Annotated in this window: 4 protein-coding genes; 1 reads left to right on the top strand and 3 read right to left on the bottom strand. The window is 69.5% G+C overall.

Annotation, left to right across the window (positions count from 1 at the left end; all coding sequences use genetic code 11):
* Together ABW137_RS20975 and ABW137_RS20970 are read right to left on the bottom strand one after the other, a co-directional pair.
* Positions 1-346 (bottom strand): PHP domain-containing protein (locus tag ABW137_RS20975; RefSeq protein ID WP_526403365.1); only part of this gene is annotated, 346 nt, incomplete at its 3' end.
* Positions 347-424: 78 nt separating this feature from the next.
* Positions 425-1,315 carry a mycobacterial-type methylenetetrahydrofolate reductase gene (locus ABW137_RS20970; RefSeq protein ID WP_526403364.1) on the bottom strand — a complete coding sequence of 297 codons (891 nt, stop codon included), beginning with the start codon at positions 1,313-1,315 and terminating at the stop codon, positions 425-427.
* 243 nt (positions 1,316-1,558) lie between these two features.
* Between ABW137_RS20970 and ABW137_RS20965 the strand changes: the two genes are divergently transcribed.
* Positions 1,559-2,575, top strand: coding sequence for an ABC transporter substrate-binding protein (locus ABW137_RS20965; protein ID WP_526403363.1), 1,017 nt, complete (start codon positions 1,559-1,561; stop codon positions 2,573-2,575).
* 128 nt (positions 2,576-2,703) lie between these two features.
* Here the strand turns inward: ABW137_RS20965 and ABW137_RS20960 are convergent.
* The coding region (locus ABW137_RS20960; RefSeq protein ID WP_526403362.1) for an amino acid adenylation domain-containing protein at positions 2,704-23,990 on the bottom strand (21,287 nt) is incomplete at its 5' end.

The raw sequence follows: 23,990 nt of genomic DNA, 5'->3' as shown, positions 1-23,990 counted from the left end.
CGGCGACGCTGCCCGCGAAGTGGTGCGGCTCGCCCGCCTCGATGCCCGAGAGAACGCGTAGCTCCGGGAAGCGGTCGCGGCACTCCTCGACGGCGGCCAGGTAGCCGTCGACGTCCACGGGCAGCACGCGGTCCCGTCTGGCGATGACGGCGTGCGCGTCCACGTCCGGGTTGTCTGAGACGGCAGGAACGTCGTGCTCACCCCATTCGGTGAAGTCGACGTGTTCGGTGAACGCAACGGCGGGAAGGCCGACCTCGACGGCGCGGCGGCAGGTGTCGACCATCGACGCGTTCACGCCGGTGTCCCAGGAGAACTGCGAGTGGACGTGATTGTCGGCGGGAAGCATCACCCGAATCGTCCCATGCGCGGGTGTTGAGTCGGTGAACGGGCGGCAGGGTCTTATCGCACGCCTGCGCACTGTGGCTCAGCGGTCGGGCGCCCAGTGGTCGAGCATCTCGGCGAAGGTGTCGAACGCCGGCCGGGACACGCCGTACGTCGCCTCGAAGTGGATGCTGATCGGGAAGCCCAGAGCACCGACGCCGTCGACCACCCGCTTGTACAGGTCGATCATCTGCTTGCGCTTGTCGTCGGGTTCGGCGGCCGCCAGCCTCTTGACGAAGGCCTGCTCGTCGGCGACGGCCGCATTGCCGGGGTCCTGGATCAGCCAGTTGATCAGCCCGACGTTGGTCTCCATCTTGGGGACGAAGCCAAAGGACAGCAGGAGTTCCGGACGGTGCTCGGTGGTCGCGGCGAAGTCGGTGAGGAAGTCGACGATCGTGTCCGAGTACAGCAGCTGGGTGAGCGCATAGTTGGCGCCCTGGTCGCACTTGAAGTTGAACCGGCCGCGTTCGCCGTCGCGGGTGGGAATCAAGATCGCGCCGCGGTTGGGCACCAGGTCTTCGTACATGGTCAGGGCGTCGGTCGGGGCGACGCCTTCGCCTTCGCCGTCGGTCATGGTGCGTGGGACGCCGACGAAGGCGATGCCGTCGAACCCCGCGTCGCGCAATTCGGTGAGGCGCCCCCGCAGCGCTTGTTGATCCAGGAACGACGTCACCTGGGTGCACAGCCCGTTCATGTTCGGCAGTTCCGGCCTGATGATCGACCAGTAGTCGAGCACGTCGAGCTTGGGCTTCATCTCGATCGGACGGTCGCCGTCCTCCTCGATCATGCCGGGGATCATGACGTGGCGGATTCGGCCGTCGATGCCTGCGCCTGCCGCGAGTTGCAGCACCTTGTGCGCCTCGTCGATGGCGTAGGACGCCCCCCGTTCCACGTTGGGCGGGACGAGCTCCAGCGCGATGGTGTTGAGGGCCAACAGACTGCTCCTTGTACATCACTGGGTACCTGGCGCTCCATTGCGCATGACCCGCGAAACAGGGGCCGTCGGGAGGAAACCCTACCGATTCCTGCTGAATCGCCCCGCTGCGGTCGCCGGCGGCCACCGTGGCGTACCCGGCGATCGGCCCACGTTGGCGGCGAATGTGCTGGCCCGGTCCGGTCGACGGGGTCGGGAAAAGGGCCGCGACCGCCGGAAGTTAGGCAATGTTAGCCTAACCGAATGCGGCTAACCGGACTCAATTCACACGCGAATCGCGCCTCGGCGCTCGTCTCCGCGCTCCTCCTCGGGATCGCCCTCCTGACGGGGTGCGGCAGCTCGTCGACCCCCAGTGCCGAGTCCAGTCCGTCGGCAGAGGCAAGCTCCGGCGAGACCGTGACGATCTCCCACAAGTTCGGTGAGACCAAGATCCCAGCCAACCCGCAGCGGGTCGTGACCGCCGGGTGGATCGACCAGGACTTCGTGTTACCGCTAGGCATCGTGCCGGTCGGCACCCGCGGTGGCTACTTCGACAATTACAGCGACTTCCCGTGGGTCAAGGAGGCGACCGACGGCAAGGGCGTTCCGTCCATCGAAGGCGACACCATCAACTTCGAGGGCATCGCCGCGGCCAAGCCCGACGTCATCTTCGCCATCAACGAGACCATCGACCAGAAGACCTACGACAGGCTCTCGCAGATCGCCCCCACCGTCGTGCAGTCGGCCGACTACCCCGACGAGGAAACCCCCTGGAACGTCCAGCTTTTGACCACGGGCAAGGCGTTGGGCAAGGAAGCGGAGGCTCAGCAACTGGTCGATCGGGTCAACGCGAAGATCGACGAGGCCAAGGCAGCGCACCCCGAGTTCGCAGGCAAGACCCTGATCTCGGACTTCACCTCGGAACCCAACGCGCACTATGTGATTGGCAAGGGTGACCCGCGCAACGCGATCTTCGACGGGCTCGGCCTGGACACCAAGGACACCGTCGGTGACGTCTCGGAGGAGAAGCTCGACATCCTCGACGGCGAGGCGCTGTTCGTCAACGGACTCACCAAGGAACAGATGGCCGCCGTGCCGGCGTTCCAGCGCCTCAACGTCGTCAAGGACGGCCGCACGCTGTACGCGGGTTCGGACTCCACGCTCAGCGGCGCGATCGCCTTCAGCGGGCCGGACGCGATGCTGTACGCGCTGGATCTCCTGGTGCCCCAACTCGGCAACGCCTACACGGGCAAGCCCGTCGCGGACCTTTCGGACTCCTAACGTCCCTCGGCCCGGCATTCTCTCGTTTGGGTTCTCTCGTTCCGACGGCCGGCTCGACCCGCTTGCGCGGGCGAGTCGGCCGTCGGCGTCTCTCTCAGTGTCCCGGTTGAGTCCGGGTTCAGTCCGGTTCAGTTGGTGAGCTCGGCCGCGATCAGCGGGCCCAGCCGCTCGAGGGTCTCGGCGTCCATCAGCTCGGAGTGCCTGCAGTCCAACGCGACGACGCGCAACTCTCCCCCGACGTGGTCACGCCAACCCGCCGACGCGACACCCGTCAGGTCCATCTCCAGGATGGTGGCGTCGACGAAGAACACGTCACCCGAGTACCGGCCGTAGTCGGCATCGGTTGTGAATCGCTCTGCCGCGACGTAGTTCTCGATGACCCTGGCGATCTGTGTGTCGTCGAGGATGGCGATCGCGTCACCGCTGGAGCGCACCAACGCCACCGCGTCCTCGGTCGTCATCCTGGCCCCCGGATCGACGGGGAAGCCCATCTCGCGCAGCAGCCCGCCGAGCACGGCGGCGGAATCGAACTCACCGCTGCCGTCGACGACGTCGGTGCGGGCGTCGAGCATGCCGACGAACGTGACGTCGCGGCCGCGCCCGGCGAGCTCCTCGGCCACCAGCAGCGCCATCGACCCTCCGAACGACCAGCCGAGCAGGCGGACCGGTCCGGTCGGCGCGACGTCGGTCACCGTGTCCGCGTAGCCGGCAGCGAGCTCGGCGATGGAGCCCGGCAGCTCGCCACCGGTGAACAGCGGTGACTGGATACCGTACAGCGGAATCTCGGGTGGCAGATGACGTTTCAGTCCGGCGAACTGCCAACTGAGTCCGCTGGCGGGATGCAGACAGAACAGCGGAGGTTCGGCTCCCGTCGCGCGCAGCGGCAGCACCGGCGCCAGGCTGTCCGCCTGACCGGAGGCGTCGTCCATCAGCTGACCGGCGACGTCGGCGACGGTCGGGGCGACCATCAGGGTGGCCACCGGCACCTCCACGCCGAACTCGCGGCGGATGGCCGCCGCCAGCCGCACCAGCAGAAGGGAGTGCCCACCGAGGGCGAAGAAGTCGTCGTCGATGCTCGCCACACTGACGCCGAGCACCTCGGTGAACAGTTCGCACAACCGGCGCTGCTGCGGGGTCACCGCGGATCTTCCCGTCCCCGTACCGATCTCGGGAGCGGGCAGCGCGTTGCGGTCGAGCTTTCCGCTCGGGGTCAGCGGGAACTCCGTCAGCTCGACGAACCCGGACGGCACCATGTGAATCGGCAGCGCCGACGCCGCGTGCTCGCGCAAGTCTCCGATGGACGGTCGGTCGGCCCCAGGTGCCGGCAGGTAGTAGGCGACCAGCCGGTCGTTGCGGACGACCACCCGCGCCGAGGACACCGCCGAATGAGTCGTCAGCACCGCTTCGATCTCGCCGGGTTCGATCCGGACACCACGCAGCTTGATCTGGTCGTCGATCCTGCCGAGATAGTCGAGCTGGTCGTCGCGACGCCACCGGACCACGTCGCCCGTGCGGTACATCCGCGCGCCATCCTCGAAGGGGTTGGCGACGAAACTCTGCGCAGTCAGGGCGTTTCGGTGCAGATAGCCGTCGGCCAACTGCACGCCTGCCAGATACAGCTCGCCGGGCGCGCCGGGTGGGACGGGGTTGAGGTAGCCGTCCAGCACGTAGACCCGGACGTTCCAGCCGGGGACGCCGAGCGCCACCGGCCCACCGTCGGCGGTCCAGCCGAGCACGTCCACGGCCGCCTCGGTGGGGCCATAGAGATTGTGCAGCGGCACGCCGGTGAACGCCTCCGCGAACCGGGTCGCCAACTCCGTCGGCAGCGCCTCGCCACCCACCGTGACGCGCGTCAGCGCAGCGCATTCCGAGGAGCGTGGGTCATCGAGGAACAGCTCGAGCATCGACGGCACGAAGTCGACTGCCGTAACCCCTTGGGAGACGATCGTTTCGGCGAGGTAGCCCGGATCGCGGTGCCCACCGGGCCGGGCAACCACCAAGGTCGCGCCGACGCTCAGGGGCCAGAACACCTCCCACACCGAGGTGTCGAAGCTGATCGGCGTCTTGACCAGCATTCGGTCGTCGGCCGCCAGCGGGTACGCGTGCTGCAGCCACGCGATGCGGTTCACGATGCCCGCGTGCGCGACCGCGACCCCCTTGGGCCGTCCGGTGGAGCCCGAGGTGTACAGCACGTAGGCCCACCCGGTGGGGTCGACGTCCGGGACGCGCGGCCGCGAGGGCTGTGCGTCCCGCGCCGCCGTCACCGCGGCCGGGTCGTCGAGAACGACGGTCGGCCCGGCGTCCTCGGTCATGTACGCCAACCGGTCCCGCGGATAGTCCGGGTCCAGCGGCAGGAACGACGCGCCCGACTTCGCCACCGCGACCAGCGCGACGACCAGCTCGACGGACCGGGGTAGCGACACCCCGACGATCGCTCCGGCGCGGACACCGTCGACGACGAGCCCCGCCGCGAGCCGGTCCGACCACTCGTCGAGGTCGCCGTAGCTCAGCAGGCGATCCTCGAACACCACCGCCGTCGCATCCGGGGTCAGCGCTGCCTGCCGAGACACCAAGGCGCCCAGGCCAACCGGGGGGACGTCGTGTGCGGTGTCGTTGCGGGCCGACACCAACGAGTCGAGCTCGCCGTCGCGCAGAACGTCGACGGCACCGATCGGGGCAGTCGTGTCGGTTGCCAGCCGGTCGAGGACCGTCACCAGTCGCTGTGTCAACGTCAGCACCGTCGATCGGTCGAACAGGTCGGCGCTGTACTCGGCCATGATCGTGGCCCGCCCGTCGCCGCTCTCGTCGATCATCGTGAAGCCGAGGTCGAACATCGCTGCGGTGGAATCGGGTTCGTACCACTCGGTGGGCAGTCCGAACATGTCGGAGTCCGCGCCGTCGCGCAGGTGGTAGCCGATGAAGACGCCGAACAACGGGTTCCGGCCCGCGACGCGCGGCGGGTTCAAGTCCTCGACCAGCCGCTCGAAGGGCAGCTCCTGGTGGGCGAACGCCGCGAGGTCGGCGGTCCGGACCCTGCCGAGCAGCTCGTCGAAGGACGGGTTGCCGGACACGTCGGCCCGAAGCACCACGGTGTTGACGAAGAAGCCGACGATCTCGTCGAGTGCCGGGTCGTCGCGACCCGCGACCGGGGTGCCGACGACGATGTCGTCGCCGGCGCCCAGCCTGTGCAGCAGCGTGGCGACCGCCGCGTGCAGAACCATCACCATGCTGACTTGCCGCTCGCCCGCCATTTTGCGCAGCGCCGCAACCGTTTCCGCTGGCACCTCGACGTTAGCGGTTCCGCCGACCCCGCTGGGCCTGCTCGGCCGCGACCGGTCCGTCGGCAGGGTCAGCTCGTCGGGGGCGTCGGCGAGGGCGTCGCGCCAGAACCGCAGCTGGGTGTCACCGATGGAGTCCAGGAGGTCGCGCTGCCACAGGGTGTAGTCCGCGTACTGGACGGGCAGCGGCGGCAGTTCGGCGGCGACACCGGCCACCCGAGCCTCGTACGCACGGTTCAGGTCGGCGACGAACGGGGCGTCCGACCACTCATCGGTGGCGATGTGGTGCAAGAGCAGCGCCACGGTGTGATCGTCGGGTGCCACCCGGATGACGCTCACCCGCAACGGAGTCTCGGTCGACAGGTCGAACTCGTGGCCGGTGGCCGCCGTGATCTCCGCGGGCAGGTCGGCATCGCCGCACTCGGTCACCTGCAGCGGCGCGCGGGTCCCGATCGGCAGGATTCGCTGGTGCGGCACGCCGTCGTGCTCGACGAACACCGTGCGCAGTGACTCGTGGCGGTCGACCACGTCGCCGACCGCATCGCGAAGCGCGTCGACGTCCAGCGGGCCACGGACCCGGAAGACCAACGGGTAGTTGTACGCCACCCCGGTTCCGCCGAGGCGCTCGATGACCAGCAGGCGTTCCTGCGCGGGCGAAGTGGGCAGCCGCTCGGGCCGTGCCGCCGCGACGAGCTCGACCCGCGGCGCCGTCGACGTCGGCTGGGCCCCGAGGTGGGCTGCGAGCTCGGCGACGGTGGAGGCGTCGAAGACGTCCCGGATCGACATCTCCACACCGAGCGCGGTGCGCACCAGGCCGATCAGTCGGATGCTGAGCAGGGAGTGCCCGCCCAGATCGAAGAAATCATCGTCCACCCCAACGGCGTCCAAACCGAGTACCTGGCCGAACAGTTCGCACAGCGTCTCCTCGACCGCCGACTGCGGGGCCCTGCTCGCGGTCCGCTGGCTGGCCGGGTCAACGTCGGGCAGCGCCCTGAGGTTCAGCTTGCCGTTGTCGGTGAGCGGCAACTCGGGAATGACGGCGATCGCCGACGGCACCATGTAAGCGGGCAGCGAGCCCTTCAGGTGAGTTCGGAGCTCGGCCACCAGGTCCTCGGCCATGGGCTTGGCGGGGTCCTTGGCGGGACCCCTGGGGACGACGTAGCCGATCAGCTGGTGCGAACCCGACGTGTTCGGATCGGGGCGTGCGATCACCGCGGCCTGCATCACGCCGGGGTGGGCGGCCACCGCGCTTTCCACGTCACCGAGTTCGACGCGGTAACCGCGGATCTTGACCTGGTCGTCGGTGCGACCGAGGAAGTCCAGGTTGCCTGCCTCGTCCTCGGACGCTCTGCGACGCACCACCAGGTCGCCCGTGCGGTACATCCGGCCGTCGGCATCGAACGGGTTCGCGACGAAACGTCCTGCGCTCAACGCGGGTTGACCGAGATAGCCGCGGGCCAGGCCCGCGCCCGCGATGTAGAGCTCCCCTGCGACACCGTCGGGCACCGGCCGCAGCCAGGGATCGAGGATGTGCGCCCGGGTATTCCAGATCGGTTGCCCGACGGTGGAGGTGGCGCTGTCGTCGGTGCCACCACCGAGGGTGTTGATGGTGTACTCGGTGGGGCCGTAGAGGTTGTAACCGTAGCTGGTGTCGCTGTCGCGCAGGCGATCCCACACCGCTGCCGAGACCGCCTCGCCGCCCAGCAGCACCAGCACCGGCGGATGTCCGCCGGGGGCGCCGGGGGAAGGGTCGACGTCGAGCAATCCCTGGTCGAACAGCAGCTGAGCATAGGTCGGTGTCACGTTGACCACGTCGATCTGATGGTCGTGGCAGTAGGCCACCAGCGCCGTCGCATCCCTGCGCAGGTCCTCGTCGCAGATGTGCACCTCGTGGCCTTCGATCAGCCACAGCAGTTCTTCCCACGACATGTCGAAGGAGAACGACACCGTGTGTGCAATCCGCAGCCTGCGTCCGCCTGCCTTGGCGATGGCAGGCGCGAAGATCGCCTCGCGGTGGTTGAGGTGCATGTTGGTCAGGCCGCGGTGCGGCGTGACGACGCCCTTGGGTTTCCCCGTCGACCCCGAGGTGTAGATGACGTAGGCAGGCTGGTCGAGGCTGGGCGAGTACCCGTCCCAATCCGACCGTGCTGCAGCGAATTCAGCCTGCACTGAATCGCCGTCGAGCACCACCAGCTGGCACTCGTCGGCCGCGACGACTGCGACGCGCGGCGCCACCGCGGTCGTCGTCAGCAGCGCGACCGGGCCCGCATCGGCCAGCATGACCGCCAGCCGCTCGTCGGGGTAGTCGAGCTCGAGCGGGAGGTAGGCGGCCCCCGCCCGCAGCACGGCGAAGAGTGCAACGACGGCATCGATCGAACGCGGAATCGCCAGTGCCACTGTCTGTTCGGGGCCGATGCCGCGGTCGCGGAGCAGCCAGGCCAGCCGGTTGACGCGGGCGTCCAACTCTGCGTAGTCGACGGTGTCGTCGCCACACACCAGCGCCGTGGTGGTCGCCGACTGGGTGCTGCGCTCGGCGAGCAGGTCCATGACCGTTGCCTCTGGCAGGTCGTGCCGAGTGGCCTCGGACTGGGCGACCCTTGTGGCGTCCTCTGCGGGCAGCGACACGGACATTGCTGCGAGAGTGTCTGCGCGCGAGGAGATTCCGAGTATCACGTGACGCAGCCGGTCGAGCAGCCGCTGTGCGTCGGCGCGGCGCACCACGTCGGGGCGGTACTCGAGCTTGACCCAGAGCCGCCGGCCCGGCGAGGCCACCCACGTCAGCGGGTAGTGCGAGGCGTCGACGGAGTCGTGACCGACGATCCCGTACTCGGTCTCCATGTCGGTGAAGGTGTCGTCGTCGAGGAAGTTCTGCAGCACGTAGAGGCTGTCGAACAGCGGGCCGCCTGCCGAGAGCGCACCACCGCCGCGCTCGGCCGCCGTCACCGCACGCTGAATGTCGCCGAGACCCAGGTATTCGTGGTCCATCAGGGCGAGCCGGTCGGACTGAACGGCACGCATGGTGTCGACGACCGACGATTCCGGTCGTAGCCTGACCCGCGTCGGAACGGTGTTGAGGAACAACCCGATCACGGACTCGATGCCGTCGAGGTCGGTCGGCCGTCCGGCGACCGTCGAGCCGAAGACCACGTCCTCGGTTCCGGTCTCGTAGGCCAGCACCATGGCCAGCGCCGTGGAGATCAGCGCGTTGAGGGTGACGCCCGCGTCGCGAGCGACGCCGACCAGCAGGGCGGTCTGCTCCTCGCTCAGCGTGAAGTCCAACCGCAACGCCAGCGTCGGCTCGGTCCCGACGGCCGCGGGCACCAGCAGCGTCGGCGCAGCGAGGTCCGCCAGCGCAGTCGCCCACTGGTGCGAGGATTCCTCGCGGTCCCGGCCCGCGAGCCAGCGCAGGTAGTCGGTGAACCTCGCGGACGGCTCGGGCAGGTCGGCTGCGACACCGCGCGTGGCGGCGGCGTACTCGGCGAACAGTTCCCGCAGTAACTGTTCGCGCGACCATCCGTCGAGGAGCAGGAAGTGGTAGCTGAAGATCAGCCGGTCGTACTCGGCGGTCCGTAGGATCACCAATCGCGCCAGTGGCGGCGCACCGAGATCGAAGGTGCGCAGACGATCGTCCGCGGTGATCTCGGCGACTCGGTCGGCCAGTTCCCCGGGTGCCACCCCGGTCAGGTCCACCAGCTCCGGTTCGCACACCGGGTCCACCGTGATCGCGGCCACCGGTTGTGGCAGGTCGTCGGCGAGGAACGCCGACCGCAGCACGGGGTTGCGCGTCATCACAGCCGAATACGCGGCCCGCAGAGCGTCGGGATCGACGGGTTCGGTGAAGTCGAACACGTTCTGCACGATGTAGACCGCGGCGGGCGAGTATCGCGCCTGGAAGTACACCCCCTCCTGTAGCGGAGATAGCGGCCAAACATCCTCGACGGCAACGGGACTCGCAGCGATCAGGTTGTCGATCTGCTGCTGGGACAGCTCGATCAGCGGTAGGTCCGACGGCGTGAGCGAGGTCCCCCGGACCTCACCGCCGCCGACCAGCTGGCCCAGCTCACGAAGCACCGCCAGCCAGTGCTCGGCCAGCGCCGTCGCTGCGCTGCCGAACTCGCCGTCGGCATAGGTGAGGGTCGCGCGCAGCACGGGGCCGTCGACGGTCTCGTCGCAGATCGCGTTGATCTCCAACAGGTATGGCGTGCCGAGGTCGGGGTTGGGTCCAACCCGAAGCGCCCCGACCTCGGGTGCGGAGTCCCAGTCGTCGGTGCCGTCGGCCGCCCACCTGCCCAGGTAGTTGAACAACAGCTGGGGTGCGGGCAGGCGGCCGAATGCCGCCGCGGTGCGTGGGTTGCAGTACCGCAGCTGACCGAAGCCCAACCCGCCGTCGGGTACCGCCCGAACGGTCTCCTTGACGTCCTTGAGCACGGCGACGAGGTCGTCGCCGACCGGAGCAGGCAACCGCACCGGGGCGATCGCGGTGAACCATCCCACGGTGCGCGACAGGTCCAGGTCGGAGCCCCAGCCGTCGCGGCCGTGGCGCTCCAGGTCGAGCACCAGTGGCTTGCCCGAGTCGGCGCCACGCCAGCGGTCGACGGCGACATGCAGTGCAGCGATCAGGGTTTCGGTGATGTCGGCGTTGGCCAGAGCCGGAACCGTCGTCAGCAGCGGCAGCGTCTCCTGCGCCGTCAGTCGCACCTCGTGGTCGCGGGTGGCGCCCACGGTCAACCCGACCGTGCTTGCCCCTGGATCGAGTTCGCCACCCGCCGCCAGGGTGGTGGTCCAGTGTTCGTACTCGGCCAACCGTGCGGCCTGCTGAGCGTTTTCGTTGACGGTCCTGGCGAAGGCGCGGATGGAGGTGGGCACCGGAGCCAGCCTCGTCGGCTGACCGGCACGCACCTGACCGAACGCCTCCTCGAGGTCGTCGAGCAGGATGCGCCAGGAGACGCCGTCGACGGCCAGGTGGTGCACGGTCAGCAGCAGTCGGCCATGGCGCTGCGATCCGCGATCGAACCACACCGCCGAGACCAGCACGCCCGCCTCTGGATTCAGCCGGTCGGCGGCGGCGTCGGACTCCGTGCCGATGACCTCAGCGAGCTCGTCGTCGGTCAGTTCCGCAGCGTTGACCCGGCGCACCGTGATCTTCTGCGCGGCAACCGCTTCCAGCGTCCACAGCATGGGGACTGGTCGGTGCAGCCGCAACCCGAACGCATCGTGGCGTGCGATGACGGCGTTGACGGCGGCCTCGAGGTCGGCCTGTGTCGCGTCGGCCGGGCTGAGCAGCAGCTCGGTCTGGTTCAGTCTGTCGACGGTACCGCCGAGCTCGGCCAACCGTTGCACGATGGGTGTCAGCATGACCTCGCCGAGGTCCGGTCCCGTGTCGTCGGCGTCCGTGGCGGCGGGTAACCGGGCACCGTCACCCGCGGCCTCGGCGAGGGCGGCAGGCGTGCGGTGGACGAAGACCTGTTGCGGGGTGATCCGAATCCCCTGGCGCCGAGCCCTGTTCACCAGCTGGATCGCGACGATGCTGTCACCGCCCATCGCGAAGAAGTCGTCGTCGACGCCAACGGCCGAACTGAGGATCTCGGCGCACAGCGCGGCCAGCAGTTCGGCGGTGCTGCCAGCGGCGCGGTCCGTCGGCGGGGCCGGTGTCCGAGCCGCCGCCGCCTCGTCGGGTGCGGGAAGCGCAGCCCGGTCGAGCTTGCCGTTGACGGTGAGCGGCAGCGCGTCGAGGATGGCGAACGCCGACGGCACCATGTAGTCGGGAAGGCGTTGCGCAAGCTGGGCGCGGACGTCAGCGACCTCGATCGCGTCCCTGCCCACCAGGTAGCCGACCAGCCTGCTGCGGCCGGTGCCGTCCTGGCGAACCGCGGCAGCGGCGTTCGCGACGGCGGGCAGCGCCGCGAGCGCGGACTCGACCTCGCCGAGCTCGATCCGGTAGCCGCGCACCTTGACCTGCTGATCGGAGCGGCCGACGTAGACCAGGTCGCCGCTCTCGGTCCACATCGCGGTGTCGCCGCTGCGGTAGAGCCGCTCGCCGTCCCCGTCGAATGGGTTGGCCACGAATCGTCCTGCCGTCAGGCCGGGTCGCCCGACGTAGCCCCTTGCGACCTGGCCTCCCGCGACGTACATCTCCCCGACGACGCCGGTCGGCACCGGGCGCAGGGAGTCGTCGAGCAGGTGGATCCGCAGACCGGGGATCGGTTCGCCGATCACGCTGTCGGTGTCGCCGGTGCCCATCGGTCGGTGCGAGACGTGCACGCACGTCTCGGTGATGCCGTACATGTTGACCAGCCGTGGCGATTCGGCGTCGTGGGTCTCGTACCAGGCCGACAGTCGCCTGGCGTCGAGCGCCTCGCCACCGAAGACGACGTAGCGCAGGGCCAAGGTCTTCGGTTGCCGACGGTCGGCCTCGATCAGCGGGTAGAACGCCGACGGTGTCTGGTTCAACACCGTGATCCGCTCGGTCGCCAGCAGTTCGACGAACCGCTCGGGATCGCGCGCGACGGCAGGCTCGACGACCACCAGCCGACCACCGTGCAACAGGGGTCCCCACAGCTCCCACACCGAGAAGTCGAAGGCCGCGGAGTGGAACATGGTCCAGGCGTCGTCGGGACCGAAGTCGAAGAGCTCTGCGGTGCCCGCGAACAGCGCCGCCACGTTGCGGTGCGTGACCGCGACACCCTTCGGCACTCCGGTCGAGCCGGAGGTGTAGATGACGTACGCGGCGTGGTCGGCGTCCGCCCTCGACGCGGCCAGCGCCGCGGGCGACGGCTGGCGGGCCGCGTCGCCGAGGATCAGCGACGGCGTGTCCGCAGGTGCGACCTCGTCGGGTAGCCGGTCCGCCCGGTCGACGAGGACGCAGACGGGCGCGGAGTCGGTGACGATGTGCTGCAGGCGAGCCAGCGGCGAATCGATGTCGAGGGGTACGTACGTGCCGCCCGCCTTGATCACGGCCAGGAGCCCGACGACGAGGTCCACCGATCGCGGCAACCCAACGGCCACCCGCGATTCCGGCTTCACGCCAAGGTCCACCAGCGCTGCGGCGACCGCCGAGGCGCGGGCGTCGAGTTCGGCGTAGGTCAGTCGCTCGGCGCCGCAGCTGACGGCGACGCTGTCGGCGTGCTCGCGGGCTGCCGCGCTGAAGGCCTCGGCAAGCGTGCGATCGGGGCCTTGCCGTGACACGGAGCCCGCGCTCAGTTCGCGCTCGACGTCGGTGCGCAGGTCGATGTCGCTGATCGACCCGTCCGGATCCTTGGCGAACGCCGTGAGAATGCGCTCCACTCGCTCGGCGAAGCGGTCCGCCTGCACCTCCGTGACGGCGCCCGTGTCGTACTTGATCTCGACGGTCAGCCGGTCGTCCAGGTAGGCGACGAAGGACACCGGGTAGTGCGGGGAGTCCGTTCCGGTGAAGCCGGAGAACGTCAGTGCGCGTGGATCATCGGGCGTGCCCGTCGCCACGGACGGGAAGTTCTCGACGACCACCATCGTGTCGAAGAAGTCCCGGACGCCCGCGAGCCGGGCCAGTTCGGCGAGGCCAAGATGCTGAGCGTCGAGGACGGCACTCTGCTGCTCCTGCAGGTCGGTCATCGCCGCGGCGATCGACGTGTCGTGGTGCCAGGCCATGGGCACCGGAATGGTGTTGATGAGCAGGCCGACGATCGACTCGGTGCCGGACAGTTCGCCGCCTCGGCCGGAGACGGTCGACCCGAACACGACCCGGCGACGGTCCAGCAATCGGCCGAGGAGTACACCCCACGCGCCGTGCAGCACGGTGCTGACGGTGACGCCGCGCTCGCGCGCCGCCTTCACCACGGCAGCGGTCAGTTCCGGCGCTAGCTTCCTTACCGAACTACGGTGTTCACCAACGGTTCTGGACTCGGCACCGCCATCGGCGACCGGGAACAGCGCGGTGGGCTCCACGTCGGTCAACGCCTCGGTCCAGGCCTGCCGGGCCGACTGCCGATCGCGGTCGCGGACGGCTTCGACGTGGTCGCGCAGCGTGACCGTCAGCGGTGCGGGGCCGCGGTCGGTCCCGCCTTCGAGGTTGGCGTTGTAGTGCGCGACGACGTCACCGAACACCACGGGGTAGGACCAGCCATCGGCGACGATGTGATGCATGGTCTGGATCAGACGATGCTCGCGGGCGCTCAGCGACACCAGGGTGTAGCGCACCAGTGGCGCCTCGGCCAGGTCGAAGGGTCGCGAAAGACGCTCGAGGGCAACCTCATCGAGGCGCCGCCGCACGGCGTCGGGATCGAGTGCGCCAGAGTCGGGATCGAGTGCGCCGGCGTCGACGACGTCGAACTCGATGGGCACCTCGGCCCAGATCACCTGGGCGAGCCTTCCGTCGCTCAACTCGCGGAAGCTGGCCCGCAGCGCCTGGTGCCTGCGCACGGCGGCGGACACGCTGGCGCGCAACGCTTCCGGATCGACCGGGCCCGTGATCTCGGCGATCTGCTGTACCCGGTAGGTGTCGGTGTAGTCATCGGCCCCGTCTCTGAAGGCACCGTCTCTGAAGGCCCCGTCGCTAAAGGCGGTGTGGAAGTACATGCCCTCCTGCAGCGGCAGCAGGGGCAGTACGTCTTCGACGGTGCCGGTCCGTTGCCAATCGTCGATGTCTGCCTGGGCGACGTCGATGAGCGGGAAGTCCGAAGGGGTGTGCCCGGCAAGCGCATCGCAACGGGTGATGGACGTGAGGGCCTCGGCCCACATGTCGGCGAGCTGGTCGACGTCGTCGGCGTCGATCAGCCCTCCCGGCCACGCCAGTGTGGCGGTCAGCCGCGTGCCCAGCGGTCCGTCCTCGGCCAGCGCGTTGATCTCGAGCGCCACGGCTGGATTGGTGGAGTCGACGCCCTCGCGGAGCGCACCGAAGTCCGCGACGGGCTCCCACGCCCGGCCGCTGCCTCCGGCGAAGCGGCCCAGGTAGTTGAAGAGGATCTGCGGCGCCGCACCATCGATGGGTGCCGCGTCGTCGAGGTAGCGCAGCACGCCGTAGCCGAGGCCTCGACTGGGAATCGACCGGAGTTGTTCCTTGACCGACTTCACCGCGGTGGCCAGCGACGGGCCAGCCGCGAGAACCTCGGTCCACTCCAGGCGGCCGGGATCGATCCGCGCCGGGTGGATCGCCGTGAACCAGCCGACGGTGCGCGACAGGTCGAGGTGACCGGGGACCAGATCCGATTCTCGGCCATGGCCTTCCAGGTTCACGACCGCCGCCGTGTCCTGGTCGTCGCCGCGGTCGGTTCGCCACTGCGCCAGCGCCAGCGCCAGCGCGGTCAGGAGCACGTCGTTGACCCCCCCGTGGATCGCGGCGGGAACGGACGACAGCAGCGCCGTGCTGACGTCGGCGGGCAGCGAGAAACTCCTGCTCTCCACGGTGCTCGCGGTGTCCACCGCGGGGTCCAGCGGCCGCGACCCGAGGCCGGGGTCGGGAGTGGCCAGTACGCGGTTCCAGTAGTCGATTTCGGCACCGAAGTCCGCGCCGACGATGGTGTCCGACCAGGTGCGGAAGGAGGTGGGGACCTCGTCGAGCCCAATGGGTGCGTCGGCATCGACCGCCGCCCAGGCCTGGGCCAGGTCCCCGGTGAGGATGCGCCACGACACGCCGTCGACCACCAGGTGGTGGATGACCACCAGCAGTTGGCCTGGCGCGCCAGGCGCGTCGTACCAGACGGCGCGGACCATCCGTCCGTCCTCGGGGCTCAACTCGCCCGCGGCCGCGGTGGTGGCCGACTCGACGTCGGATGCTGCCAGCCCACCGGATGTGGTGCTGAGCAGGGCCGTGACCGGGACGGTCTCCGCCGGGACGGCCAGGGTCCAGCCGTCGGCCGCTGCGGTGAGACGCGCGCGCAACATGTCGTGCTTGTCCAGCACGCTTTGCAGAACCCGTTGCAGCGCCGTCTCGGTCAGGCCGGCGGGTGTCGCAAGCACCATTGACTGGTAGAAGTTGGTCAGCGGAGTTCCCGCGTGCATCGTCTCGGCCAGCATCGGGGTCTGGGCGATGGCGCCGACACCGCTGTCCGGCGCAGCCACGGCAAGGCCCGGATCGGTGGCGGCAACCGACGCCAACGCGGCGACGGTGCGACGCCGGAACACGTCGCGCGGCGTGATCTGCAGACCGGACTTGCGCGCCTTGCCCGACACCGCGATGGACGAAATGCTGTCCCCACCGAGGGTGAAGAAGTCGTCGTCGATTCCCACCCGAGGCAGGCCGAGCACGTCGCCGAAGATCTGCGCCAGCAGCACTTCCCGCTCGTCGCGCGGGTCGCGCGACGCACCGGCCGCGGGTACGACCGGCTCCGGCAGCGCGCGGACGTCGAGTTTTCCGTTGACGGTCAACGGAATCGAATCGACGAAGCCGTAGAGCGCGGGCACCATGTAGTCGGGCAGCGTCTGAGCCACCGCGGTCCGGAGTTCGGCGGCGAACGCCGATGTGTCGGCGATCGAGTCCACGCCCGCCTCCGGCACGACGTAGCAGACGAGTTGCTTGACCGACGCCGAGGGACCCGGTCGGGCGACGGCGACGGCCTGGCGAACGTCGGGCAGCGCCGAAAGTCCGGCCGCGACCTCGCCGAGCTCCACCCGGTAGCCACGGATCTTCACTTGGTCGTCGCTGCGGCCGAGGAAGTCGAGCGTTCCGCCGGCGTCGGGGCGCCGCGCCACCAGATCACCGGTGCGGTACATCCGGCCGCCGGGAAGGAACGGATCCGCGACGAACCGGTCGGCGGTCAACGCGGGACGGTCGAGATAGCCGCGGGCCAATCCGGCGCCCGCGATGTACAACTCCCCGACCACGCCGTCGCCGACTGGCCGCAACCACGAATCCAGCACGTACGCGCGGGTATTCCAGATGGGATGCCCGACCGTGGGGGTGGCGCTGTCGTCGGTGCCCGCGCCGAGGGTGTTGATGGTGTACTCGGTGGGGCCGTACAGGTTGTAGCCGGTGCCGTCGGGCAGCTCCCGCAACCTGCGCCACACGTCGTCGGACACCGCCTCGCCACCGAGAAGTACCAGGGTGGGCACGTGGGAGGAACCGGGGGCGAGCGGAGCGACGGGGGAAGAACCGGGGGCGAGCGAAGCGACGGGGGAAGAGCCGGGGGCGAGCAGGCCCTCCTCGAACAGGGCGTGCGCGTAGCTCGGGGTGACGTTGATGACGTCGATGCGATGGGTTCGGCAGTACGACACCAACGCGGTTGCGTCCCTGCGCAATTCCTCGTCGCAGATGTGCACCTCGTGGCCCTCGACGAGCCACAGCAACTCTTCCCACGACATGTCGAACGAGAACGAGACCGTGTGCGCCACGCGCATGCGCCTGCCGCCGGCCTTCTTCACCGCCGGGTCGAAGATCTCAGCGCGGTGGTTGAGCTGCATGTTGGTCAGGCCGCGGTACGGCGTGACCACGCCCTTGGGCCGACCGGTGGAGCCCGACGTGAAGATGACGTAGGCCGGGTACTCCAGGCGACCGGTACCGCCCGCCTTGGCGAAGTCGCCGAGTTCGCGGTCGGACAGCGCCGATTCGGACGTTCGAGCCAGGGCGTCCGCCACGGCGGCGTCGTCGAGCCGGAGCACGTCGGCACCGAGCCCGATCTGGTGATCTGCCAGCTCGGCGCTCGCGGCATGGCACACCAGCAGAACGGGTCGAGCGTCGTCGAGCATCCCGGTCAGGCGAGCAAGCGGGTAGTCGCGCTCCAACGGCAGATACGCGGCCCCCGTGCGCAAGACGGCGAACAGCGCGACCACCATGTCGACCGACCGGGGGAGGGCCAGCGCGACGACGCGTTCCGGTCCAGCGCCGCGGTCCAGCAGCTGCCTGGCGAGTCGGTTGATCCGGCCGTCGAGGTCGGCGTAGGTCAGTCGTTCCGTTCCGAAGACCAGCGCCACCTCGTCGGGGCAGCGGCCTGCCCGGTCGGCCAGCAGATCGGCGATGGTGTCCTCACCGATCTCGTGCTCGGCCGCGTGCCACTGGGCCGTCAAGGCAGCGCGTTCGGCGTCGAGCGCGAGGTCGAGCTCGCCGACCGCGGTATCCGGATGCGCGAGAAGCGTTTCGATGGCCAGTACGAGCCGCTGGACCATGGCCTCGGCGGTGGCGGCGGCGATGACGTCGGGCCGGTACTCCAGCTTGATGCCCAGCCGCTCGCCGGGGGTCAGCACCCATGTCAGCGGGTAGTGCGTCGTATCGACGAAGTCGACGCCGACGATGCCGTGATCGCGCTCGAACTCGGTGAAGGTGTCGTCGTCGAGGAAGTTCTGCAGAACGTACAGCGTGTCGAACAGCGGTTGGTAGCCGGAACTGCGGGTGATGTCCCCGAGGCCGACGTACTCGTGGTCCATCAGGTCCAACCGGAAGTCCTCGACCCGACGCAGCAGCTCGGTCACCGTCGTGGTGGGTGTCGTCTCGACGCGGACCGGAACGGTGTTGAGGAACTGACCGATGACGTTCTCGACGCCGGGCAGCTCGGGCGGCCGCCCCGCCACCGTCGTGCCGAAGACGACGTCGGCACTCCCGGTCTCGAAGCCGAGCACCAGACCCAGCGCCGTGGAGAGCACGGTGTTGGCCGTCGTCGACCGTGTTCTGGTGTGCTCGCCAAGCCGCGCGGTGACCTCGGCGGAGAGCTGGCCGTAGACGCGGTCCGGCAGCGCGGGTTCACGTCCGACGGCGTCCGGGACGACGAGAGTCGCCTCCGCCAATCCGGCCAGCGACTGCGCCCACGCGTCGATCGACTCGGCCTGATCGCGGGAGTCCACCCATCGCAGATAGTCGGCGTACGTGCTCTGCGGAGCGGGCAACGCACCGCGAAGGCCACCGGAGTCGTACAGCGCGAACAACTCTCGCAACACCAGTTCCCGGGACCAGCCGTCCCACAGTAGGAAGTGGCAGGTGAGCAGCAATCGGTCGCCGCGGTCGGGCAGGCGGATCACGGTCAACCGAACCAACGGTGGGATCCGCAGGTCGAACGGTTGCTCGCTGTCCTCGCGCATCACCTCGGCGAGCCGGGTCTCGGCGGCGCCGGCGTCGAGGTCCGCGAGGTCGACAAGCGCCACCTTGGCGGGCACGAACCGCCCCACGTACTGCACTGGTCGCGCGAGATCCTCGCTGGTGAACCCGGCCCGGAGATTGTCGTGCCGCGACAGCAGGGCGCCGAATGCGGTCCGCATCGCGTCGACGTCGAGATGGTGGTCGAAGTCGAAGACGTTCTGCGCCAGGTACGTATTGACGTCGTCGGTGTAGGTGGACTGGTAGTAGACGCCCTGCTGCAGCGGCGACAGCGGCCAGACGTCCTGCACTTCGACCGGGCATTCCGCGGCCAGCCGGGCGAGCTCGTCGTCGGAGAGTCCGTGCCAGGTCGATGACTCGGTGACGGACTCATCGGGGGTCTCGGTGGCCGGTTCGTCGATGACCTGCACCTCGATGGACTCCTCAAGCGCGCGCGGGGTCCGCCGCTGGAACAAGTCGCGGGTCTGCACGCTCACCCCGGCGCTGGCAAGCCGGTTGACCACGCGCAGTGCGAGCAGGCTGTCACCGCCGAGGGCGAAGAAGTCGTCGTCGATGCCGATCGGCGCGCTCGGGTCGATGCCGAGCACCTGCTCGAACGTCCGGCATATCAGGGCTTCGCGATCGGTGCGGGCCTCGATGCGGGACACCGACAGCACCGGGTCGGGAAGCGCGCCACGGTCGCGTTTCCCGTTGGGCAGCAATGGAATATCGGTCAGCTGTGTGACGGTCGCGGGCACCAGGTGGGCGGGCAGCCGGTCGGCCAGAGCCGCCCGGACTTCGGGAGCGCCGAGCGCGACGCCGTCGCGCGCCACCACGTAGGAGTCGAGCCGGGCCGCACCGTGCGCACCGTGGCGCACGCTGACGACGGCCGCGACGACGTCGGGAAGGTCGACCAGCGCGGCCTCGACCTCGCCGAGCTCGACCCGGAAACCATTGATCTTGACCTGGTCATCGGCCCGGCCGACGAACTCGATGGTCCAGTCCGGCGTCCAGCGGGCGAGGTCCCCCGTCCGGAAGAGCCGCTCTCCCGTGTCGGAGAACGGGTCGGCGACGAACCTGCTCGCGGTGATCCCGCTTTGACCCAGATAGCCACGGGCCAGCTGGATCCCGCCGACGTAGAGCTCGCCGATGGCCCCCGCGGGCACGTGCTGCAGGTCGGGGCCGAGCAGGTGGATACGGGTCCCTGGCACCGGCCTGCCCAGCGTGACCTCGGTCCCGTCGGGCAGTGCCCCGGTCCCCAAGGTTCCTGCGACCACGTCGCCCGCCACTTCGGACGAGCCGTAGGAGTTCACGACCTCCGCGTCGGGCGAGACACTGCGCAGCGCCGCGACGGTGGCGGCGTCGAGCACTTCACCGCTGCAGATCCACCGCCGAACGGAGCCCAGCCGGGTGGGCGCCACCTCGGCCATGGCGGCGGCGAGGCTCGGCACCACGAGCAGTTGGGCGGCCGATACCTCGTCGACGAGGGCGGCGAGCGCCGCACCGTCCCTGGCGGTGTCCTCGTCGGCGATGACGGTGGTGGCGCCCGCGGTGAGTGCGCCGAGCAGCTCCGTGGTGCCGTCGATGAAGCTCATCGAGCTCTTGGCGATGCGAAGGTGCGAGCCTTCACCGGACCATGTCTGCGCGGCCCACTTCAACCTGTTGGCCAGTGCCGCATGGGTTCCCACGGTGCCCTTGGGGCGGCCGGTGCTGCCCGAGGTGTAGACGATCGACGCGGCATCATCGGGCCGGGGGGATTCGGGCCGGGGGGATTCGGTGTGCGCGACCTCGGTCACCGCCCCCGTCTCGACGTCGATCGTCGGTACGGCGTGGTCGGGAAGTGAATGGTCGGGAAGTGGATGGCCGTCGGTGACGATCAATCGCGGTCGGGCGTCGTCGAGCATGAAGGTGATGCGCGCCGCGGGGTACTGCGGATCCACCGGCAGGTACGCTGCGCCGGAGCGCAACACCGCCAGCAGAGCGACGGCGAGCGCACTGCTGCGACCCGTCGCAACGGCGACGACGTCGCCGCGCCGAACGCCTTCGGCGACCAGCGCGCGCGCCAACCGCTCCGAGCGCTCGTCGAGTTCGCGATAGCTCATCTGCTGCTTGCCGGAGACGAGAGCCACCGCGTTCGGCGCATGGGCCACCTGCTCGGCGAAGAGCTCGAGAGCGGTGCCGTGCCAGGCTGGCCCGCCGGTGCCCGCCCGCAGCACGTCGTCGATCTGCCCGGCGGTCAGGAGTTCGATCTCGCTGCAACGGGTTTCAGCGTCCGTCACGATGGCGACCAAGACCCGGCGGTACAGTTCCAGCACCTGCTCGGCGGTGGCCGTGTCGACCACGCGGTGATCGTGGGTCAGGCCGACGGTGAAGGTCTCGTCAGGCTTGACCATCAGGGTCAGCGGGTAGTGCGGCGCCTCGACGACGTCCATTCCCTCGACCCGGATCGCGGCGCCGGGCTCGTCGGCGGCGGGATAGTTCTCGATGACGATCAAGGTGTCGAACAATTCGGGCACGCCGATGGCGTTTTGGACGTCGGCCAACGCGACGTGGTGATACTCGAAGAGTTGCGCCTGCGCATCGGCGAACCTGCGGACCACCGTCTCGATGGATTCTTCTGGTGTCCAACGTGTTCGGGCCGGCACGGTGTTGATCAGCAGGCCGACCATGTCGTCGACGGCCGCGACGTCGATGCCGCGGCCCGACACGGTGGAGCCGAAGACCACGTCGGTGCGTCCGCTCAACCGACCGACGGTGATGCCCCACGCCGCACCGATGACGGCGCTGACGGTGACACCGTGACTGCCCGCCCACTCGGTGATTCCGCCTGCCACGTCCGCTGGGACGTCGATGTCGACCTTGCCGAAACCGGGTTGGTCGGAACGGCTGCGCGGCAACGCATCCGCCAGCCGGGTCGGGCCGTCCACCTCGGCCAGTTCGCGCTGCCAGGCCGTCAATGCCTCGTCGACGGGCGCCGCGGCGACCCACTCGAGATAGTCGCGGTATTGCGCGGCGGCGGGCAGGGCCGCGTCGGGGTCGTCGTGCAATGCGGCCAGTTCGCGCAGAACGATCGGCACCGACCAGCCGTCGGCGACGATGTGGTGCACCGTCTGGATCAGCACGTGTCGTTCCTCAGCGAGCCGCAGCAGGGCGTACCGCATGAGCGGTGGCCTGCCCAGATCGAACGGTTCGCGCCGTTGCCGTTCGGCGATGTCGGCCACGCGGCGGGCGGCGTCGGGAGTCGAGTCGCCGAGATCCTGGTAGAACCAGGGAACTTCGACATCTCGACCGGTGACCGACACGATGCTGCCGTCGGCGGCCGGCCGGAACGCGGCGCCGAGCTGGCGGTGGCGGCGCAGGACGAGGTTCGCCGCCGTGCGCAGGCGTTCGGCGTCGACGGGTCCGGCCAGTTCGACGATCTGCTGGACCACGTACGGATCGTCGTCGGCGTAGGTGGAGTGGAAGTGGATTCCGGCCTGCAGGGGCGACGGCGGCAACAGGTCTACTGCAGCGTCGTCGCCGTCCAGGAGCGTGTCGACGTCGGCCTGTGTGATCGCGACGAGGGGGAAGTCCGAAGGGGTCGGACCGGTGACGGCCGGGCTGGCCGCGATGGCGGCACAGGCGTCGGCCCACAGCGCCGACAGCGCCCGCACCCGGTCACGGTCGAGGATTCCCGACGGCCAGCTGAAGGTGGCCTCCAGCCGGGCACCGTCGGCGGTCTCGACGGTGATGGCGTTGACCTCGAGGGCGCGTGGCATCGGCATGCGGGGGTCGCGGTCCTCGGCGACGCCATCGCCCGCCAGGGCCCATGGTTGGCTGCCGGCACCCGTGAACCGGCCGAGATAGTTGAACAGCACCTCGGGGGCGACGACGAGGTCGGTGCGCTCCCTGCCCGAAAGATAGCGCAGGGCACCGTAGCTCAGTCCGTTGCGGGGTATCGCCCGCAGCTGCTCCTTGACGGCCTTGACGGCCGCGCCGAGCTCGCCCCCACCCGCCAGCACTCGGTTCCACGCGACGGCGCCCGGATCGACGACGACCGGGTACAGGGTGGTGAACCAGCCAAACGTGCGGGACAGGTCCAGATGGTCCCCGGCGGCGCCAAGGTGTTCGGCCTCGCGACCGTGTCCTTCGAGTTCCAGGAGCAGCCGTGAGTCGCCGTCGTCCACCCACTCGGCCAGCGCCAACGCCAGCGCGGTGACCAGGACGTCGTTGACACCGCCGCGGATCGCGTTCGGCACCGGACCGAGCAGTCGTCCGGTGACCTGCTCGTCGAGTCGGACCACTAGCCGGTCCTCGGTGGCCACCACGTCGATCGCGGGGTCCAGCGCTCGGCTGCCGATCTGCCTGGGCGTGGTGGTCGCCGCTGCGGCGACCCGAAGCCAGTAGTCCTCGTCGTCGGCGAAGTCGCCGCGCGCCGTCGCCGCACGCAACTCCTCGGACCACTCGCGAAACGACGTGTCGGCCTTGCCAAGTGCGACCGGGTGACCCTCGGTCAGCCCCTCCCAGGCCGCCTGCAGATCCTCGGCCAGGAGGCGCAGTGACACCCCGTCGACCACGACGTGGTGGACGACCACCACCAAGCGGCCCGCCTCGTCGGCACCGGCGTCCAGCCAGACGACCTCGAGCATGCGTCCGGCGCGGGCATCGAGCCGCGCCACCGCCCTGGCGCGTTCCTCGGCTGCGAGCGCGTCGACGTCTACGCCATCGTCGCCAACCCCGCGCCCATCGACGGTCACTCGGCTCACGACGTCTGCGGCAGTGACCGATCCGACCGCGGGCACGGCCAAGCCACCGGGCTCGACGGTACTGACGCGGGCCCGGAGGACGTCGTGGCAGTCCAGTAACCCGTCGACCATCGCCGCCAGCGCCTCGGCGGTCAGCCCGGCAGGCGTGTGCAGGGTGACGGACTGGAAGAAGCCGTCCATGCCGTTCCCGACTTCGGTCAGCCACGCCAGGATCGGCGTGGCGCCAACCTCGCCGATGGGGTCGATCGACGCGCTCCGGGTCGCCGTCGTGTCGACATCGGCGGCCGCGGCGGCCAATTCAGCGGGTGTGCGCAGCGAGAAGATGTCGCGAGGACGAAGCTTGAGGCCCACCTTGCGGGCCCGGCTGATCAGGCCCATGGCGACGATGCTGTCGCCGCCGAGCGCGAAGAAGTCGG

This window comes from Mycobacterium sp. (assembly GCF_040509115.1).
Classification (GTDB): Bacteria; Actinomycetota; Actinomycetes; order Mycobacteriales; family Mycobacteriaceae; genus Mycobacterium.
The sequence above is the reverse complement of the archived record's forward strand: the minus strand, read 5'-3'. Positions and strand labels throughout refer to the sequence as shown.

Bases quoted from the DNA above. Each gene is read 5' to 3' on its own strand.
- ABW137_RS20965 (WP_526403363.1), top strand. From the start codon at position 1,559: ATGCGGCTAACCGGACTCAATTCACACGCGAATCGCGCCTCGGCGCTC.